This window comes from Massilia norwichensis (assembly GCF_024753245.1).
In the GTDB taxonomy this organism is placed as follows: domain Bacteria; phylum Pseudomonadota; class Gammaproteobacteria; order Burkholderiales; family Burkholderiaceae_D; genus Telluria; species Telluria norwichensis.
Genome location: NZ_JANUGX010000024.1, coordinates 93,844 through 108,283, shown reverse-complemented (window position 1 = coordinate 108,283; position 14,440 = coordinate 93,844). Strand labels below are relative to the sequence as shown.

At 66.4% G+C, this 14,440-nt stretch carries 12 protein-coding genes; all 12 read right to left on the bottom strand.

Annotation, left to right across the window (positions count from 1 at the left end; translation table 11 throughout):
- Window positions 1–21 precede the first annotated feature (21 nt).
- Complete coding sequence (locus tag NX782_RS18795; protein WP_258847007.1) at window positions 22–930, bottom strand: hydroxymethylglutaryl-CoA lyase; 909 nt, start codon at window positions 928–930, stop codon at window positions 22–24.
- A gap of 3 nt (window positions 931–933) precedes the next feature.
- Window positions 934–1,863 (bottom strand): 2-hydroxyacid dehydrogenase, encoded by a 930-nt coding sequence (locus tag NX782_RS18790; RefSeq protein WP_258847006.1) that lies wholly within the window; start codon window positions 1,861–1,863, stop codon window positions 934–936.
- Window positions 1,864–1,871: 8 nt separating this feature from the next.
- Window positions 1,872–3,908 carry an acetyl/propionyl/methylcrotonyl-CoA carboxylase subunit alpha gene (locus NX782_RS18785; RefSeq protein WP_258847005.1) on the bottom strand — a complete coding sequence of 679 codons (2,037 nt, stop codon included), beginning with the start codon at window positions 3,906–3,908 and terminating at the stop codon, window positions 1,872–1,874.
- A 144-nt stretch (window positions 3,909–4,052) separates the two neighbouring features.
- The gene (gene bioB / locus NX782_RS18780) at window positions 4,053–5,081 is read right to left on the bottom strand and encodes a biotin synthase BioB (RefSeq protein ID WP_258847004.1); all 1,029 of its coding nucleotides are present in this window, start codon (window positions 5,079–5,081) and stop codon (window positions 4,053–4,055) included.
- A 34-nt stretch (window positions 5,082–5,115) separates the two neighbouring features.
- Window positions 5,116–5,946 carry a dethiobiotin synthase gene (gene bioD, locus NX782_RS18775; protein ID WP_258847003.1) on the bottom strand — a complete coding sequence of 277 codons (831 nt, stop codon included), beginning with the start codon at window positions 5,944–5,946 and terminating at the stop codon, window positions 5,116–5,118.
- On the bottom strand, window positions 5,943–7,157 hold the full coding sequence (gene bioF, locus NX782_RS18770) for an 8-amino-7-oxononanoate synthase (protein ID WP_258847002.1): 1,215 nt from the start codon (window positions 7,155–7,157) through the stop codon (window positions 5,943–5,945). Before bioF ends, bioD begins: the two co-directional genes overlap by 4 nt.
- A gap of 2 nt (window positions 7,158–7,159) precedes the next feature.
- Window positions 7,160–8,509, bottom strand: a complete 1,350-nt coding sequence (bioA, locus tag NX782_RS18765) for an adenosylmethionine--8-amino-7-oxononanoate transaminase (protein ID WP_258847001.1) — start codon at window positions 8,507–8,509, stop codon at window positions 7,160–7,162.
- A 5-nt stretch (window positions 8,510–8,514) separates the two neighbouring features.
- Window positions 8,515–9,303: an enoyl-CoA hydratase/isomerase family protein gene (locus tag NX782_RS18760; protein ID WP_258847000.1), complete on the bottom strand. Its 789-nt coding sequence runs from the start codon at window positions 9,301–9,303 to the stop codon at window positions 8,515–8,517.
- Between the two features lie 10 nt (window positions 9,304–9,313).
- Window positions 9,314–10,921, bottom strand: coding sequence for a carboxyl transferase domain-containing protein (locus NX782_RS18755; protein ID WP_258846999.1), 1,608 nt, complete (start codon window positions 10,919–10,921; stop codon window positions 9,314–9,316).
- A 17-nt stretch (window positions 10,922–10,938) separates the two neighbouring features.
- Entirely contained in the window at window positions 10,939–11,391 is a 453-nt protein-coding gene (locus tag NX782_RS18750) for a YchJ family protein (protein ID WP_258846998.1), read from the bottom strand.
- Between the two features lie 210 nt (window positions 11,392–11,601).
- Window positions 11,602–12,843, bottom strand: a complete 1,242-nt coding sequence (locus tag NX782_RS18745) for a D-amino acid dehydrogenase (RefSeq protein WP_258846997.1) — start codon at window positions 12,841–12,843, stop codon at window positions 11,602–11,604.
- 95 nt (window positions 12,844–12,938) lie between these two features.
- Window positions 12,939–14,318 (bottom strand): serine hydrolase domain-containing protein, encoded by a 1,380-nt coding sequence (locus NX782_RS18740; protein ID WP_258846996.1) that lies wholly within the window; start codon window positions 14,316–14,318, stop codon window positions 12,939–12,941.
- Window positions 14,319–14,440 lie beyond the last annotated feature (122 nt).

Genomic DNA, 14,440 nt, shown 5'->3' with positions numbered 1-14,440 from the left:
CACCCCGTGCCCACGTCCACATCAACCGGCGCGCTTCGCCAATAAGGCATTCCCGGCCCGGCTCACGCCCTTGCGGCCCAGATGCTGCGAAATGAAGGCCCCCGCATCCACCACCTGATCGAGATCGATCCCGGTCTCGATCCCCAGCCCGTTCAGCATGTAGATGACGTCTTCAGTCGCCACGTTGCCGGTCGCGCCCTTCGCATACGGGCAGCCGCCCAGGCCGGACACCGAGGAGTGGAAGATCGCCACGCCCACTTCCAGGCTGGCGTAGATGTTGGCCAGCGCCTGGCCATAGGTATCGTGGAAGTGGCCGGAGATGCCTTCGAGCCTGAACGCGCGCGCCGCGGTCTCCATCACCGCCTGGGTTTTACGCGGGGTCGAGACGCCGATGGTGTCGGCGATGTCGATCTCGTCGCAGCCGAGGTCGCGCATGCGGCCCACCACGTCGGCCACGGACGCCAAAGGGACCTCGCCCTGATACGGGCAGCCGAACGAGCAGCTGATGCTGCCGCGCAGGCGCAGGCCGTGTTCCTTGGCGGCGCGTGCCACCGCTTCGAAGCGCGCGATCGATTCGGCGATCGAGCAGTTGATGTTCTTCTGCGAGAAGGCTTCCGAGGCCGAGCCGAAGATCACGACTTCATCGGCGCGGCTGGCCAGGGCCGCCTCGAAACCCTGCATGTTCGGCGTCAGCGCGGAATAGAGGGTGCCGGCACGGCGCTCGATGCCGGCCATGACCTCGCTGCTGGTGGCCATTTGCGGCACCCATTTCGGCGACACGAAGGACGCCGCCTCGATGTTCGTAAAACCGGCGCGCGACAGGCGGTCGACCAGCTCGATCTTCACCGCGGCGGAGACATTTTCTTTTTCGTTCTGCAGCCCGTCGCGCGGGCCGACTTCGACGATCTTGACGTGTTTGGGCAGGCTCATTTTTCAGTATCCTCGTTGGCGGTCGACCACGTCGGCGACGTGTTCTCCCTGTTCCAGCAGTGTGATCTTGTGCGCGATCTGGCGCACGGCTTCCTCGCGGATCGTGAGCGCCGAGATGTGCGGCGTGATGGTGATGCGCGCTTCGCTCCAGAACGGGTGCGGCGCCGGCAGCGGTTCGTTGCGGAACACGTCCAGCATGGCGCCGGCGATGTGACCCGAGCGGATCAGGGCCAGCAGGTCCGGCTCGGCCACCAGGGCGCCGCGCGCGACGTTAACCAGATAAGCGCCCGCGGGCAGCTGCGACAGCCGCGCGCGGTCCAGCAGGTTATTCGTTTCCGGCGTCAGCGGCAGCAGGCAGACCAGCACCTGGGTCCCGCGCAGGAAGTCGTCGAGCGCCGCCATGCCGGTATAGCAGTCGACGCCGGCGATCGCCTTGTGCGAGCGGCTCCAGCCGCGCACCGGAAAGCCGAGCTGGCGCAGCGCCTGCACCACCGGCAGGCCGAGCTTGCCGAGGCCCAGCACGCCGACCGTGAAATCTTCTTTTCTACGCGCGGCCAGCGGCTGCCACATGCCCTGGCGTCCCTGCCGTTCGTACTCGTCGAAGCGGCGGAAGTAGCGCAGCACGGCGTAGGCCACGTACTCCGCCATCTGCTCGGCCATGCCGGCGTCGCCGAGGCGGATCACCGGCACGTTGGGCAGCGCATCGCCGAATTTCAGGATGGCGTCGACGCCGGCGCCCATCAGGAAGATCGCCCTGACGTGCGCGAGCTGGCCGAGCAGGGCAGGGGTGGGCGCCCACAAAATCGCGTAGTCGCAGGGCGCCAGTTCGCGGCCTTCTTCCCAGACCACGGTCTCGGCCTGCGGCAGCACCTGTGCCAGATCGCGCGCCCACGGCGCGATCACGCCGTCGCCGCGGTACAGGAGAATGCGCATGCCTGGCCTCAAGCCGCGGCCTTGAAGGCCAGCAGCGGGGCGCCATCGGCCACCTGGTCGCCGACCTGGTACAGGATCTCCTCGACCAGGCCGTCGCCCGGCGCGGCGATCGTGTGCTCCATCTTCATCGCTTCCATGATCACCAGCGGCTCGCCCTTCTTGACGGTCTGGCCGTTCTTCGCGATCACAGCGACCACCTTGCCCGGCATCGGCGCGGTGAGGCGCCCGCCCGCCGCTTCGGCTTCGCCGGCGTGCGCCATTGGATCGTTGTACTGCAGCGTGTAGTGCTGGCCGCCGGTGAAGACGTGCAGCAGCTCGCCGTCGCGGCGCACGGTGCCGTGCAGGGCGGTGCCATCCAGGCGGATCGCGTATTCGCCGCCGCGCTTGCCGACCAGCGCCAGCGGGTGGGCTGCGCCGTCCAGCTCCAGCACCCAGCCGTGCGGGTGATAGGCCAGGCTGGTGGTATAGGCCTTGGCGTCGAGCGTGGCGCTGTATTCGTCGCCGAAGGAGAGCTGGCGGCGGTAGGTGCCGTTCAGGCGCCAGCCGTGGGTGCTGGTCCACGGGTCGGCCGGGTTGGCCGAGACGGACAAGGCCTGCTCGGCGTCAAGCAGCGCCACCGCGGCCAGTGCCAGCGCGCCCTTGGGCGCCGGACCAGCAGCCGGGAACAGAGCATCGTGGTTGCGTTCGATGAGCCCCGTGTCCAGGTCGGCGCTGGAGAAGGCCTGGCCTTCGACCAGGCGTTTCAAAAAGGCGATGTTGGTTGCCAGGCCGACGATGTGGAACTCGGACAGCGCCTGCGCCATCCGCGACAGCGCCTGGGTGCGGTCCGCGCCCCAGACGATCAGCTTGGCGATCATCGGGTCGTAGAACGGCGAGATCGCATCGCCTTCGTGCACGCCCGAATCGATGCGCACGCCGGCCGGTGCGTTGATTGTGCCGCCCAGTTCAAACGACACGTGCGCCGGCACGTCCATGAAGCGCAGCGTGCCGATCGAAGGCAGGAAACCCTTCTCCGGATTCTCGGCGTAGACGCGCGCCTCGATCGCATGGCCGTTGATCGTCAGTTCGTGCTGCTGCTTCGGCAGCGGCTGGCCGGCGGCCACGCGCAACTGCCACTCGACCAGGTCGGTGCCGGTGATCATCTCCGTCACCGGGTGCTCGACCTGCAGGCGCGTGTTCATCTCCATGAAGTAGAACGAGCCGTCCTGGTTGGCGATGAATTCGACCGTGCCGGCGCCGACGTAGTCGACCGCCCGCGCTGCGGCGACGGCCGCTTCGCCCATCGCCGCGCGGCGTTCGAGCGTCATGCCCGGTGCCGGCGCTTCTTCCAGCACCTTCTGGTGACGGCGCTGCACCGAGCAGTCGCGCTCGTGCAGGTAGACGCAGTTGCCCAGTTTATCGGCGAACACCTGGATCTCGATGTGGCGCGGCCGGGTCAGGTACTTCTCGACCAGCACCTTGTCGTCGCCGAAGGAGGAGATGGCCTCGCGCTTGCAGGAAGCCAGCGCGGCCTGGAAGTCTTCCGAACGTTCCACCACGCGCATGCCCTTGCCGCCGCCGCCGGCGCTGGCCTTCAGCAGCACCGGATAGCCGATGCGATTGGCCTCGCTCTGCAGCAGTTCCGGATCCTGCTCGTCGCCGTGGTAGCCCGGCACCAGCGGCACCTTCGCCTGCTCCATCAACTGCTTGGCCGCCGACTTCGAACCCATCGCCCGCATCGACGCGCCCGACGGGCCGATGAAGACCAGGCCGGCCGCCTCGACGGCTTCGGCGAATTCCGCGTTCTCGGACAGGAAGCCATAACCCGGGTGGATCGCCTGGGCGCCGGTCGCTTTCGCGACTTCGAGGATCTTGTCGCCGCGCAGATAGCTGTCCTTGGCGCTTGCGCCGCCGATCAAGACCGCCTCATCGCAGACCGCGACGTGCTTCGCGCCGGCGTCGGCTTCCGAATAAACGGCAACGGTACGGATGCCCATGCGGCGCGCGGTAGCGGCGACACGGCAGGCGATTTCGCCACGGTTGGCGATGAGGATCTTGGTGAACATGTGGTGTCTCGTCTTTATTTATAAGTGTTAGCGTTCGATCCGTCGTTCCCGCGAAGGCGGGAACCCAAGTTCTGCATGCATCTCGACTACTTGACCAACTTGGGCCCCCGCCTTCGCGGGGGCGACGTGCTTAGGTACGTGGGCTTAACAACCGCAGCTTTCCTTCTGCACCGACTCCAGCGTCGCCGAGCGGGTCTTGAGGCCCAGCTTCTCCAGCAGTGCACGGTCGTCGTTGGCTTCCGGGTTATCGGTGGTCAGCAGCTTGTCGCCGTAGAAGATGGAATTCGCGCCGGCCATGAAGCACATCGCCTGCACCGCCTCGCCCAGCTCGCGCCGGCCGGCCGACAGGCGCACGCGTGCCTTCGGCATCGTGATGCGGGCCACGGCGATGGTGCGCACGAATTCGATCGGGTCCAGCGGGTCCAGGCCGTGCAGCGGCGTGCCCTCGACCTGCACCAGATGGTTGATCGGCACCGATTCCGGATACGGGTTCATGTTGGCCAGCTGGGCGATCAGGCCGGCGCGCTGGGCACGCGTCTCGCCCATGCCGACGATGCCGCCGCAGCAGATCTTGAGGCCCGCATTACGCACGCGGCCCAGCGTATCGAGGCGGTCGTTGTACTGGCGGGTCGAGATCACGTCGCCGTAGAAGTCGGGCGAGGTGTCGATGTTGTGGTTGTAGTAGTCCAGGCCGGCCTGCTTCAGCTGCTCGGCTTGTCCTTCTTCGAGCATGCCGAGGGTGGCGCAGGTTTCCATGCCGAGCGCCTTCACGCCGCGCACCATGGCTTCGACTTTCTCCATGTCGCGCTCTTTCGGGCTGCGCCAGGCGGCGCCCATGCAGAAGCGGGTTGCGCCCTTGGCCTTCGCTTCGGCGGCAGCGGCCAGCACGGTGTCCAGCTCGAGGATTTTTTTCGCTTCGACGCCGGTGTCGTAGCGCGCCGCCTGCGGGCAGTAGCCGCAGTCTTCCTCGCAGCCGCCGGTCTTGATCGACAGCAGCGTGGCCAGTTCGACGTCGCCGTCGGGGAAGTTGGCGCGGTGCGCTTGGCTGGCGCGGAACATCAGCTCCGGCAGCGGCAGCTCGAACAGGGCCAGCACCTCGTGCAGGGGCCAGGTGGCGTCCTTCGGCAGCGAGGCCGGGGTGACGGGCGGGTGGAGGGTGACGACTTGGGTCATGCTGTGATTCCTTGTTCTGAAGTTCAGGCGTATTTCAAACACCACGCGACGGCCATCCCGGCACGCCCGCGAGCTCGATGTAGGAGGCCGCCGCGGCAGCCGTCGGTTGGTCCAGGCGCGGCACGCGGCCCAGCAGCGGTGCCGGCATGCGCTGCTCGAGCGCGGCCACGTTTTCGTCGGCGAAGCGCATGTCCGGGTCGACCTGGTTGGCGACCCAGCCTGCCAGCACCAGGCCGCGCGAGATGACCGCTTCGGCGGTGAGCAGCGCGTGGTTGATGCAGCCCAGGCGCAGGCCGACCACCAGGATCACGGGCAGGCCGAGCTGCACCGCCAGGTCGGCGCTGTCGAAATCGTCGGAGAAGGGCACGCAGAAGCCGCCCACGCCCTCGACCACGGTGGCGTCCGACGCCGCCAGGATCTCGGCATAGGCGGTCAGGATAGTCACCGGTTCGATGCGCACGCCTTCGAGTTCGGCCGCGATGTGCGGGGCGCAGGGCTCGCGCAGCATGAAGGGCGTGGTGATCGACTGCGGCAGGTGCACGTTGCCGGCGGCGCGCAGCATGGCGGCATCGTCGTTGTGCAATTCGCCGTCGCGCTCTTCGGCGCCGGCCGCGATCGGCTTCATGCCGCAGGCGCGCTGGCCGCGCTGCACCAGCTTGTACAGGATCGCCGCGGAGATCAGGGTCTTGCCGATCTCGGTGTCGGTGCCGGTGACGAAGCAGGCGAAGCGCGTCGGCACGCCTTCCGCCGCCAGCGGTGCCGGCACGGTGGCGACCGCCGGTGCGCTGCTGGTGGCCGGTTCGGCAAAGCCGACCTCGGGCTGCGACGGCGTGCCGCCTGTTTGTTCGGGATCGTTGAGGGTCATGCTGCGTTCCTTTCCAGCTGCTCGGGTGCCAGCTTCTGCTCGAGCGTGTTCAATGCGGCGGCCAGCTGCGCCACGTCTTGTTCGGTATGCGATGCGCACAGGGTTACGCGCAGGCGCGCGGTGCCCGGCGCCACGGTCGGCGGACGGATCGCCGGCACCCACAAGCCTTGCGCGTGCAGGTGCGCGGCCACCTGCAGCGCTTCGTCGTTGGCGCCGATGAGGATCGGTTGAATCGCCGTGTGCGAGCGCGGGCGCTGCCAGCGCCGCAGCTGCAGTTCGCTGTCGAGCAGCGCGATCGACTGCGCCAGCTGCGTGCGGCGCTGCCGGCCTTCTTCGCCCTCGATGATGTCGAGGCTGGCCAGCAGCGCATGCGCCAGCGCCGGCGGCGCCGCGGTCGTGTAGATATACGGGCGCGCGCGCTGGATCATCAGCTCGACCACCGAAGCGTGCGCGGCGATGAAGGCGCCACCCACGCCGGCCGCCTTGCCCAGTGTGCCGACGTAGACCAGATTCGGCGAACGCAGACCGAAATGCTCGAGGGCGCCGCGGCCGTTCGCACCCAGCACGCCGAAGCCGTGGGCATCGTCGACGACCAGCCAGGCGCCGTACCGTTCGCACAGGGCCAGCAGCGCCGGCAGCGGTGAAAGAATGCCATCCATGCTGAACACGCTGTCGGTGACGACGATGTTGGTCGGCGCCGTGCTGGCCGCGAGTTTCGCTTCCAAGGCGGCCACGTCGCCGTGCGGGTAGACCGTGACCCCGGCCCGCGCCAGGCGTGCACCGTCGATCAGCGAGGCATGGTTCAGCGCCTCCGAAAAGATCATCGCTTCCGGATCGCTGCCCAGCGCAGTCAGCACCGCCAGGTTGGCCATGTAGCCGGTGCAGAAGTAGAGCGCACGCGCATCGACCAGGTGCGGCGCTTCGAACGCGGCCAGCCGCTCTTCCAGCAGCGCGTGCGCGCGGCTGTGGCCGGACACCAGGTGCGAGGCGCCGCTGCCGGCGCCATACAGTTCCGCACCCTCGCGCAAGGCCGCGACCACCTTTGGATGCGCGGCCAGGCCCAGGTAATCGTTGCTGCAGAAAGCGAGCATGGGACGGCCGTCGACGACCTGGCGCGGCGCGGCAGGCGAGTCGGCGGTGCGGCGGCGGCGCGTGAGGCTCTGCGCCGCCAGCGCATCCAGCTGCCGGGTGATGCCTGCGATCAGATCCACGCTCATTCCGCGATCACCTTTTCGAACACGGTGCGCGTGCGCGCCGCCAGGCCGACGATGTCTTCTTCGTCCAGCACATACGGCGGCATCAGGTAGACGGTGCGGCCGATCGGGCGCAGCAGCAGTTCGTTCTCGACCGCGCTGGTGAAGAAGCGGCGCGCGAAGGTCGAGGCACGCTTGGCATCCGGCTCGACCGCGTCGAAGGCCAGGATCATGCCGCGCTGGCGGAAGTTGGTGACGCGCTCGTGCTCGAGCAGCGGCGCCATTTCCAGCATCAGGCGGGTGGCGGTTTCGCGGTTTTTGTTCAGCACATCGTCCTCGCGGAAGATCTGCAGCGTCGCGAGCGCGGCGCGGCAGGCCAGCGCGTTGCCGGTGTAGGAGTGCGAGTGCAGGAAGCCGCGCGTGATGTCTTCGCTGTAGAAGGCTTCGTAGATCTGGTCGGTGCTGAGCACCAGCGACAGCGGCAGGTAGCCGCCGCTGATTCCTTTCGACAGGCACAGGAAATCCGGCCAGATCGCGGCCTGCTCGCAGGCGAAGAAGGTGCCGGTGCGGCCGCAGCCGACCGCGATTTCGTCGGCGATCAGGTGCACGTGGTGCTTGTCGCACAGCTCGCGCAGCAGTTCCAGGTAGAGCGGATCGTGCATCGCCATGCCGGTCGCGCACTGCACCAGCGGCTCGACGATGATGGCGGCGATGCTGTCGCCGCTCTCCTCGAACAGGGTTTCGACATCCTTGATCGCACGGCGCGCCACGTCCTGCGCCGACTCCCCGTCGACGGCGTTGCGGGCGTCGGGCGAAGCCACGGTGCGCGATGCCCTCAGCAGCGGGCCGTAGGCATCCTTGAACAGGGCGACGTCGGTGACCGACAGCGCCCCGATGGTCTCGCCGTGATACGAGCCCTGCAGGCAGACGAACTCGCGCTTGTTCGGGTAGCCGGCGTTGCGCCAGTAATGAAAACTCATCTTCAGCGCGATCTCGACGGCGGAGGCACCGTCGGAGGCGTAGAAGGCGTGGCCCAGCGCATGGCCGGTCAGGCTTGCGAGCTGCTCGGACAGTTCGACCACCGGCTCGTGCGTGAAGCCGGCCAGCATCGCGTGTTCGAGCTTATCCAGCTGGTCCTTCAGCGCGGCGTTGATGCGCGGGTTGGCGTGGCCGAACAGGTTGACCCACCACGAGCTGATCCCGTCCAGGTAGCGCCGGCCCTCATGGTCGTAGAGCCACGGGCCTTTGCCGTGGCTGACGGCGATCAGCGGCACCTCTTCGTGGTGCTGCATCTGCGTGCATGGGTGCCAGACGCTGCGCAGGCTGCGCGCGATCCAGTCGGAAGAGCTTTGGTGTGTCGGGTGATTCAAGATACTTATTCCAGCCAAGAGGGTTTGCGCTTTTCGAGGAAGGACGCGACCCCTTCGCGTCCCTCGGCGGATGCACGGATATTGGCGATGCGCCCGGCGGTATCGGCCAGCAGCACATCGTCGATCGGCAGCCCGGCGATGTCGCGCACCAGCTTCTTCGCTTCGCGCACCGCATTCGGGCTGTTGTTCACCAGGGCCTTGGCGATGCCGGCCACGGTGGCGTCTAGTTCTTCGCTCGGCACGACTTCGTGGGCCAGGCCCAGGCGCTTTGCGCAGCTGGCATCGAAGCGCTCGGCGGTGAGGAAATAGCGGCGCGAGGCCTGGTCGCCCATCGCCTTGATGACGTAGGGCGAGATTGTCGCCGGGATCAGACCCAATTTGACTTCGGACAGGCAGAAGTTCACGCCCTCGGCGGCGACCACGATGTCGCAGGCCGCGACCAGGCCCATGCCGCCGGCGTAGCAGTCGCCCTGGACTTTCGCCACCACTGGCTTGGGGCTGAAGTAGATGGTGCGCAGCATGTCGGCCAGACGCAGCGCATCGGCTTCGTTCTCTTCGAACGAGTAGCCGGCCATCTTCTTCATCCAGTTCAGGTCCGCGCCGGCGCAGAAGGCCGGGCCGTTCGCAGCCAGCACGATGGCGCGGATATCCGCTTCCTGGCTGACTTCGTCGAAGGCCATGGTGAGATCCGCAATCGCCGTTTCGTTGAAGGCATTGCGCACGTCCGGGCGGTTCAGGGTGATGGTTGCGACCTTGCCTTCAACCGTGATCTCGAGGGTGTCGTAGGTGTCCATGTTCTCTCCCTTACATCCTGAATACGCCGAACTTCGTGTCTTCGATCGGGGCGTTGAGCGCGGCCGAGAGACCCAGGCCCAGCACCATGCGGGTGTCGGCCGGATCGATCACGCCGTCGTCCCACAGGCGCGCGCTGGCAAAATACGGGTGGCCCTGGTGCTCGTACTGGTCCTTGATCGGCTGCTTGAACGCGGCTTCTTCCTCTGGCGACCACTGGCCGCCCTTGGCTTCGATGCCGTCGCGCTTGACGGTGGCCAGCACCGACGCCGCCTGGTCGCCGCCCATCACCGAGATGCGCGCGTTCGGCCACATCCACAGGAAGCGCGGCGAGAACGCGCGGCCGCACATACCGTAGTTGCCGGCGCCAAAGGAGCCGCCGATGATCACGGTGAACTTCGGCACCGCGGCGGTGGCCACCGCGGTCACCATCTTGGCGCCGTTGCGGGCGATGCCTTCGTTCTCGTACTTGCGGCCGACCATGAAGCCGGTGATGTTCTGCAGGAACACCAGCGGGATTTTTCTCTGGCAGCACAGCTCGATGAAGTGGGTGCCCTTCAGCGCCGATTCCGAGAACAGGATGCCGTTGTTGGCGATGATGCCGACCTTCATGCCGAAGATGTGGGCGAAGCCGCAGACGAGGGTGGTGCCGTAGCGTGCCTTGAACTCGTCGAACTCGCTGCCGTCGACGATGCGGGCGATCACTTCGCGTACGTCGAAGGGTTTGCGGGTATCGACCGGGATCACGCCGTACAGCTCTTCCGGCGAATATTTCGGCTCGACCGCTTCGCGCAGCGCGCCCTGTTGCGGCTTGGTGCGGTTCAGATTCGAGACGATGGTGCGCGCCAGCGACAGCGCGTGGGTGTCGTTCTGGGCCAGGTGGTCGGCCACGCCGGACAGACGCGTGTGGACGTCGCCGCCGCCCAGGTCTTCGGCGCTCACCACTTCGCCGGTCGCCGCTTTTACCAGAGGTGGGCCGCCCAGGAAGATGGTGCCCTGTTCCTTGACGATGATGGACTCGTCGCTCATCGCCGGCACGTAGGCGCCGCCGGCGGTGCAGGAACCCATCACCACCGCGATCTGCGGGATGCCTTTGGCGGACAGGTTCGCCTGGTTATAGAAGATGCGGCCGAAGTGGTCGCGGTCCGGGAAGACGTCGTCCTGGTTCGGCAGGTTGGCGCCGCCTGAGTCGACCAGGTAGATGCACGGTAAATTGTTCTGCTCGGCGATCTCCTGGGCACGCAGGTGTTTTTTCACCGTCATCGGATAGTAGGTGCCGCCCTTGACGGTGGCATCGTTACAGACGATCACGCATTCCTGGCCGGCGACGCGGCCGATGCCGGTGATGATGCCGGCTGCCGGGGCGGCATTGTCGTACATCTCGTAGGCCGCCAGCTGAGAGAATTCCAGGAAGGGCGTGCCCGGATCGAGCAGCATCTGCACGCGGTCGCGCGGCAGCAGCTTGCCACGGGCGACGTGCTTGGCGCTGGCGGCCTCGCCACCACCTTTGGCGATGGCGGCGACTTTCGCGCGCAGGTCGTCCACCACGGCTTGCATGGCCGCGGCATTGGCCTTGAAATCCTCGCCGCGCGGGTTGAGCTTACTTTCGATCTGGGGCATCGCGTCTCCTGCGTATTCTATTTGGTTCCTTGCTCGGGGAAGCTGCCGTCCACATAGAACCAGCGCGGGACCCCGCCCGGCGTTTCAGGTTCGCGCACGAAGTTGCTGATCTCGTGCAGCCGCTGGCCGCGGCCCTGGACCCTGAAGCGGGCGACGAATTCGACGGTGTCCTGGTCTATCTGTTCCGGCAGATCTGCTTTACGTTGACGTAAACGTAAAGCAGATTTTATCTCAAGTCCGAGCCATTGAATCTTTTCATTTTTGTCGATGATCGGCTCTTCCGGGCGGGTGCTGGGATGCCAGGTGGCGCGCAGGTAGGCTTCGTCTCCCATCACATAGGCGGTGTAGCGCGAACGCATCAGCGCCTCGGCCGTGGGCGGCAGCTCGGCGCCGGCGATGTAGGGGCCGCAGCAGCGCAGGATGGGCAGATTGCTGCCGCAGGGGCAGCCGGGTTTGGACGGGGTAGACATGGCGGCAATTATCCGCCATTTCAGGAGCGCAGGTGAGGGGGCGTGCCTGTTCGGAATTTCCAAGAAGAAAGCACGTTACGCGCAGTTGCCGCATCTTCGGCCATCTTTTGCCGAAAATAAATTTAACGAACGCGAAAAAATTTCCAAAACGCGGGGTCAGACACCGATTTTAGGAAATTGCCCAAAATCGGGGTCTGACCCCGGTTTGATTTAGCGCAGGGTGAGGCCTTCGAGCGTGAACGGTGGGGCTTTGCCCTGTACCAGGTCGGTCAGCACGCTGGCGGTGCCGCAGGCGAAGGTGAAGCCGAGCGGGCCGTGGCCGATGTTCAGCCACAGGTTCGTATAGGGCGAGGGACCGACGATCGGGGCGCTGTTCGGGGTGGCGGGGCGCAGGCCGGCCCAGGGGGTGATGTTGTTGTAGTCGGCCGCCTGCGGCATGGTCTCGCGCACCTGGCGCGTGAGGCTGTCCAGGCGGCGCGCGTCCAGGCGCAGGTCTTCGCCCATCATGTCGACCATGGCCGCCACCCGCAGGTTGCCGCCGATGCGCGCATACAGCACCTTGCGTTCAAAGTCGGTGACGCTGATTTCCGGCGCCACGTCCTGCGGGCGGATCGGCGCTGTCAGACTATAACCTTTCAGCGGATAGATCGGCAGCGAGATGCCGGCGCTCTTCGCCAGCGTGCGGCTCTGCATGCCGGCCGCCAGCACGTAGGCGTCGGCTTTCGCCAGGCCGGTGCTGGTCTGCAGGCCGGTGACTTTATCGCCGGCGGTGACGAATTTCAGCGCGTCGGCATGCAGGAAACCCGCAAAGCGCGGATGCGAGGCGATGCGTTCGGCCAGCGTCACGCAGAAGGCGTAGCAGTCGGCCACGGCTTCGCCGCCGTTGTAGATGCCGCCTTCCAGCTTGTCCTCGACCGCCGCCAGCGCCGGCTCGTGGGCCACGCAGTCGGCCGCGCTCCAGACCTGGGCCGTGCTGGACGAATCGGATTTGGCGGTGGCGGCCTCGAAGGCCTTACGGGTGCGGTAGACCACCAGCTTGCCGGCGTCGCGCCATTCGAAAGAGGCGGGCGGCACCACGGTGTCGAGCTGCACCATCGCGCGGCGCGACAGCTCGCCCAGCTGCAGCAGCTTGTTCGTGGTCTTGCGGTTGGCGTCGGCGCGGCAATTGGCCAGGAAGGCGGCGAGCCAGGTCCATTGGTGCAGGTCGAGCTGGGGTTTGAAGCGCAGCGGACCGTATTCCTGGAACATCCATTGCAGGGCTTTGAAGGGCACGCCGACGTCGGCCAGCGGCGACACATAACGGTAGCTCAGCTGCCCGCCATTGCTGAAACTGGTGCCGGTGCCCACTTGTGGTGCACGTTCGAGCAGCGTGACCTTGTGGCCTGCCTCGAGCAGCCACCAGGCCGAGGTCAGGCCGACGACACCTCCGCCGATCACGATGATTTCTTGCATCTGCGCACACTATTTTTATTCGACAATAGGCAGGAGCTTAGGGGCTGCCCCCGGCTTTCGCTAATGAATGTAGCGCAGGAAGGCATAACCGCCAGTCATGCACGCACCAGGATGGCGCCCCGGTGCATCGCGGTGAGGATCTGTTCCTGGAAACGGGCCAGCGACGAATATGCGCCCTTGTAGGCCAGCGGATCGGTCGAGGTGCCGCCCACCAGCGCGATCATGCCGTTGCGCTTCTTTAGATCCGCAGCGAACACCGACATCAAACCGTAGGCGTCGCCCAGGTGGCCGACCGCCGCGAAGCCGCCGCCCTCGACCAGGCGGGTGCGCTTCGCCGGATCGTCCGGGAACTGCTCGTTGCCCAGGCCCCAGCAATTAAATAAGCCGTCGAGGCTGTCGCCGTTGGCGCCTTTGCCGCTCATTGCTTCCTGATAGGTCCACTGGCGCGCGAACATCCGGTCCAGCGTCGCCTGCTGCAGGATGCGTCGGCAGTCGTGCACGCCGCCGTTCATCAGCATCCGCATCACGGAGCCCATGTCGCGCGCGGAGATGCGCAGGCCGCCGGTCGGGCTGAACGGCGTCGCATTCGCGCCGACCACGTAGCGCTCGATGCCCGGCGGCGGCGCTGGCGGCTTGCTGCTGTAGTCGTCGGCCTGCGCGATCCAAGGGCCGTTCGCATCCCAGACTTCGGTGTCGACGGTGCGCTTGCGGTACAGCGTGGCGATGTTGGCGATGTCGCTTGCCGGCAGTTCCGACGGGTTGTAGCCGGCGTGCAGGCCCAGCGGCTCGATTAGCAGGCGCCGCATCAGGCGGTCGAAGCGTTCGCCGCTCACCTTTTCCATCAGCGTGCCGATCACGCCCCAGCCGAGGTTGCAATACGTGAAATAAGCGCTCGGCCCGGCGTTCGCCGCCCACATCTTGCCTTCGCCGTACAGGCGGCTGCCCGGGACCAGCACGTCCTTCAAGGCCGTATCGGCACCCCAGGAATAGCCGGCTTCGTCGCGCAGGGAAGACGTATGCGTCAGCAGGTGGCGCAGCAGGATGGGCTGGTCCGGGAAGTGCGGATTGCGCAGGCTGAAACCCAGGTAGCCGGAGACGTCGGCGTCCAGGTTGACTTTACCTTCCTCGACCAGGCGCATCAGGCCGAGGGTGGTCATCATCTTCGAGATCGAGGCGATGCGGAACAGGGTGTGCGCATCGACCGGCTTGTCGGACAGGCCATTCACGCCAATGGAGCGGCGGCCGAACTGCGCCTCGTAGGCGATGCGGCCGTCGCGGATCGCCAGCACCGACAGGCTGGCCAGCTCGCAGGCCGGGTTGGCGACGATCGCCGCCAGTTCGCGGTCGAGTGTCCGCTTCAGCGCGGCCGGCATCGCGGCAACCGCTGCGCCGGCGGGGCAGGGCGTGGCCGCCATCAGCGGATCGAGCATGCCCAATAAAGCCATTCCCAACACCTTGCGTCTGCCCTGCTGCATGCGGTCTCCTCGTTTTGATCGTTTCCAGCATACGGAGTCGGCGTACACCCTGCCAATGAATAGGCCGCAGCTGTGCATAACTTTTCGGAATGATAACGCCCGATCCTTTCATGGCAGGCTGT

Coding starts and splice junctions, on each gene's coding strand:
- NX782_RS18795 (WP_258847007.1), bottom strand. CDS start 930: ATGAGCCTGCCCAAACACGTCAAGATCGTCGAAGTCGGCCCGCGCGAC.
- NX782_RS18790 (WP_258847006.1), bottom strand. CDS start 1,863: ATGCGCATTCTCCTGTACCGCGGCGACGGCGTGATCGCGCCGTGGGCG.
- NX782_RS18785 (WP_258847005.1), bottom strand. CDS start 3,908: ATGTTCACCAAGATCCTCATCGCCAACCGTGGCGAAATCGCCTGCCGT.
- bioB (WP_258847004.1), bottom strand. CDS start 5,081: ATGACCCAAGTCGTCACCCTCCACCCGCCCGTCACCCCGGCCTCGCTG.
- bioD (WP_258847003.1), bottom strand. CDS start 5,946: ATGACCCTCAACGATCCCGAACAAACAGGCGGCACGCCGTCGCAGCCC.
- NX782_RS18760 (WP_258847000.1), bottom strand. CDS start 9,303: ATGGACACCTACGACACCCTCGAGATCACGGTTGAAGGCAAGGTCGCA.
- NX782_RS18755 (WP_258846999.1), bottom strand. CDS start 10,921: ATGCCCCAGATCGAAAGTAAGCTCAACCCGCGCGGCGAGGATTTCAAG.
- NX782_RS18750 (WP_258846998.1), bottom strand. CDS start 11,391: ATGTCTACCCCGTCCAAACCCGGCTGCCCCTGCGGCAGCAATCTGCCC.
- NX782_RS18745 (WP_258846997.1), bottom strand. CDS start 12,843: ATGCAAGAAATCATCGTGATCGGCGGAGGTGTCGTCGGCCTGACCTCG.
- NX782_RS18740 (WP_258846996.1), bottom strand. CDS start 14,318: ATGCAGCAGGGCAGACGCAAGGTGTTGGGAATGGCTTTATTGGGCATG.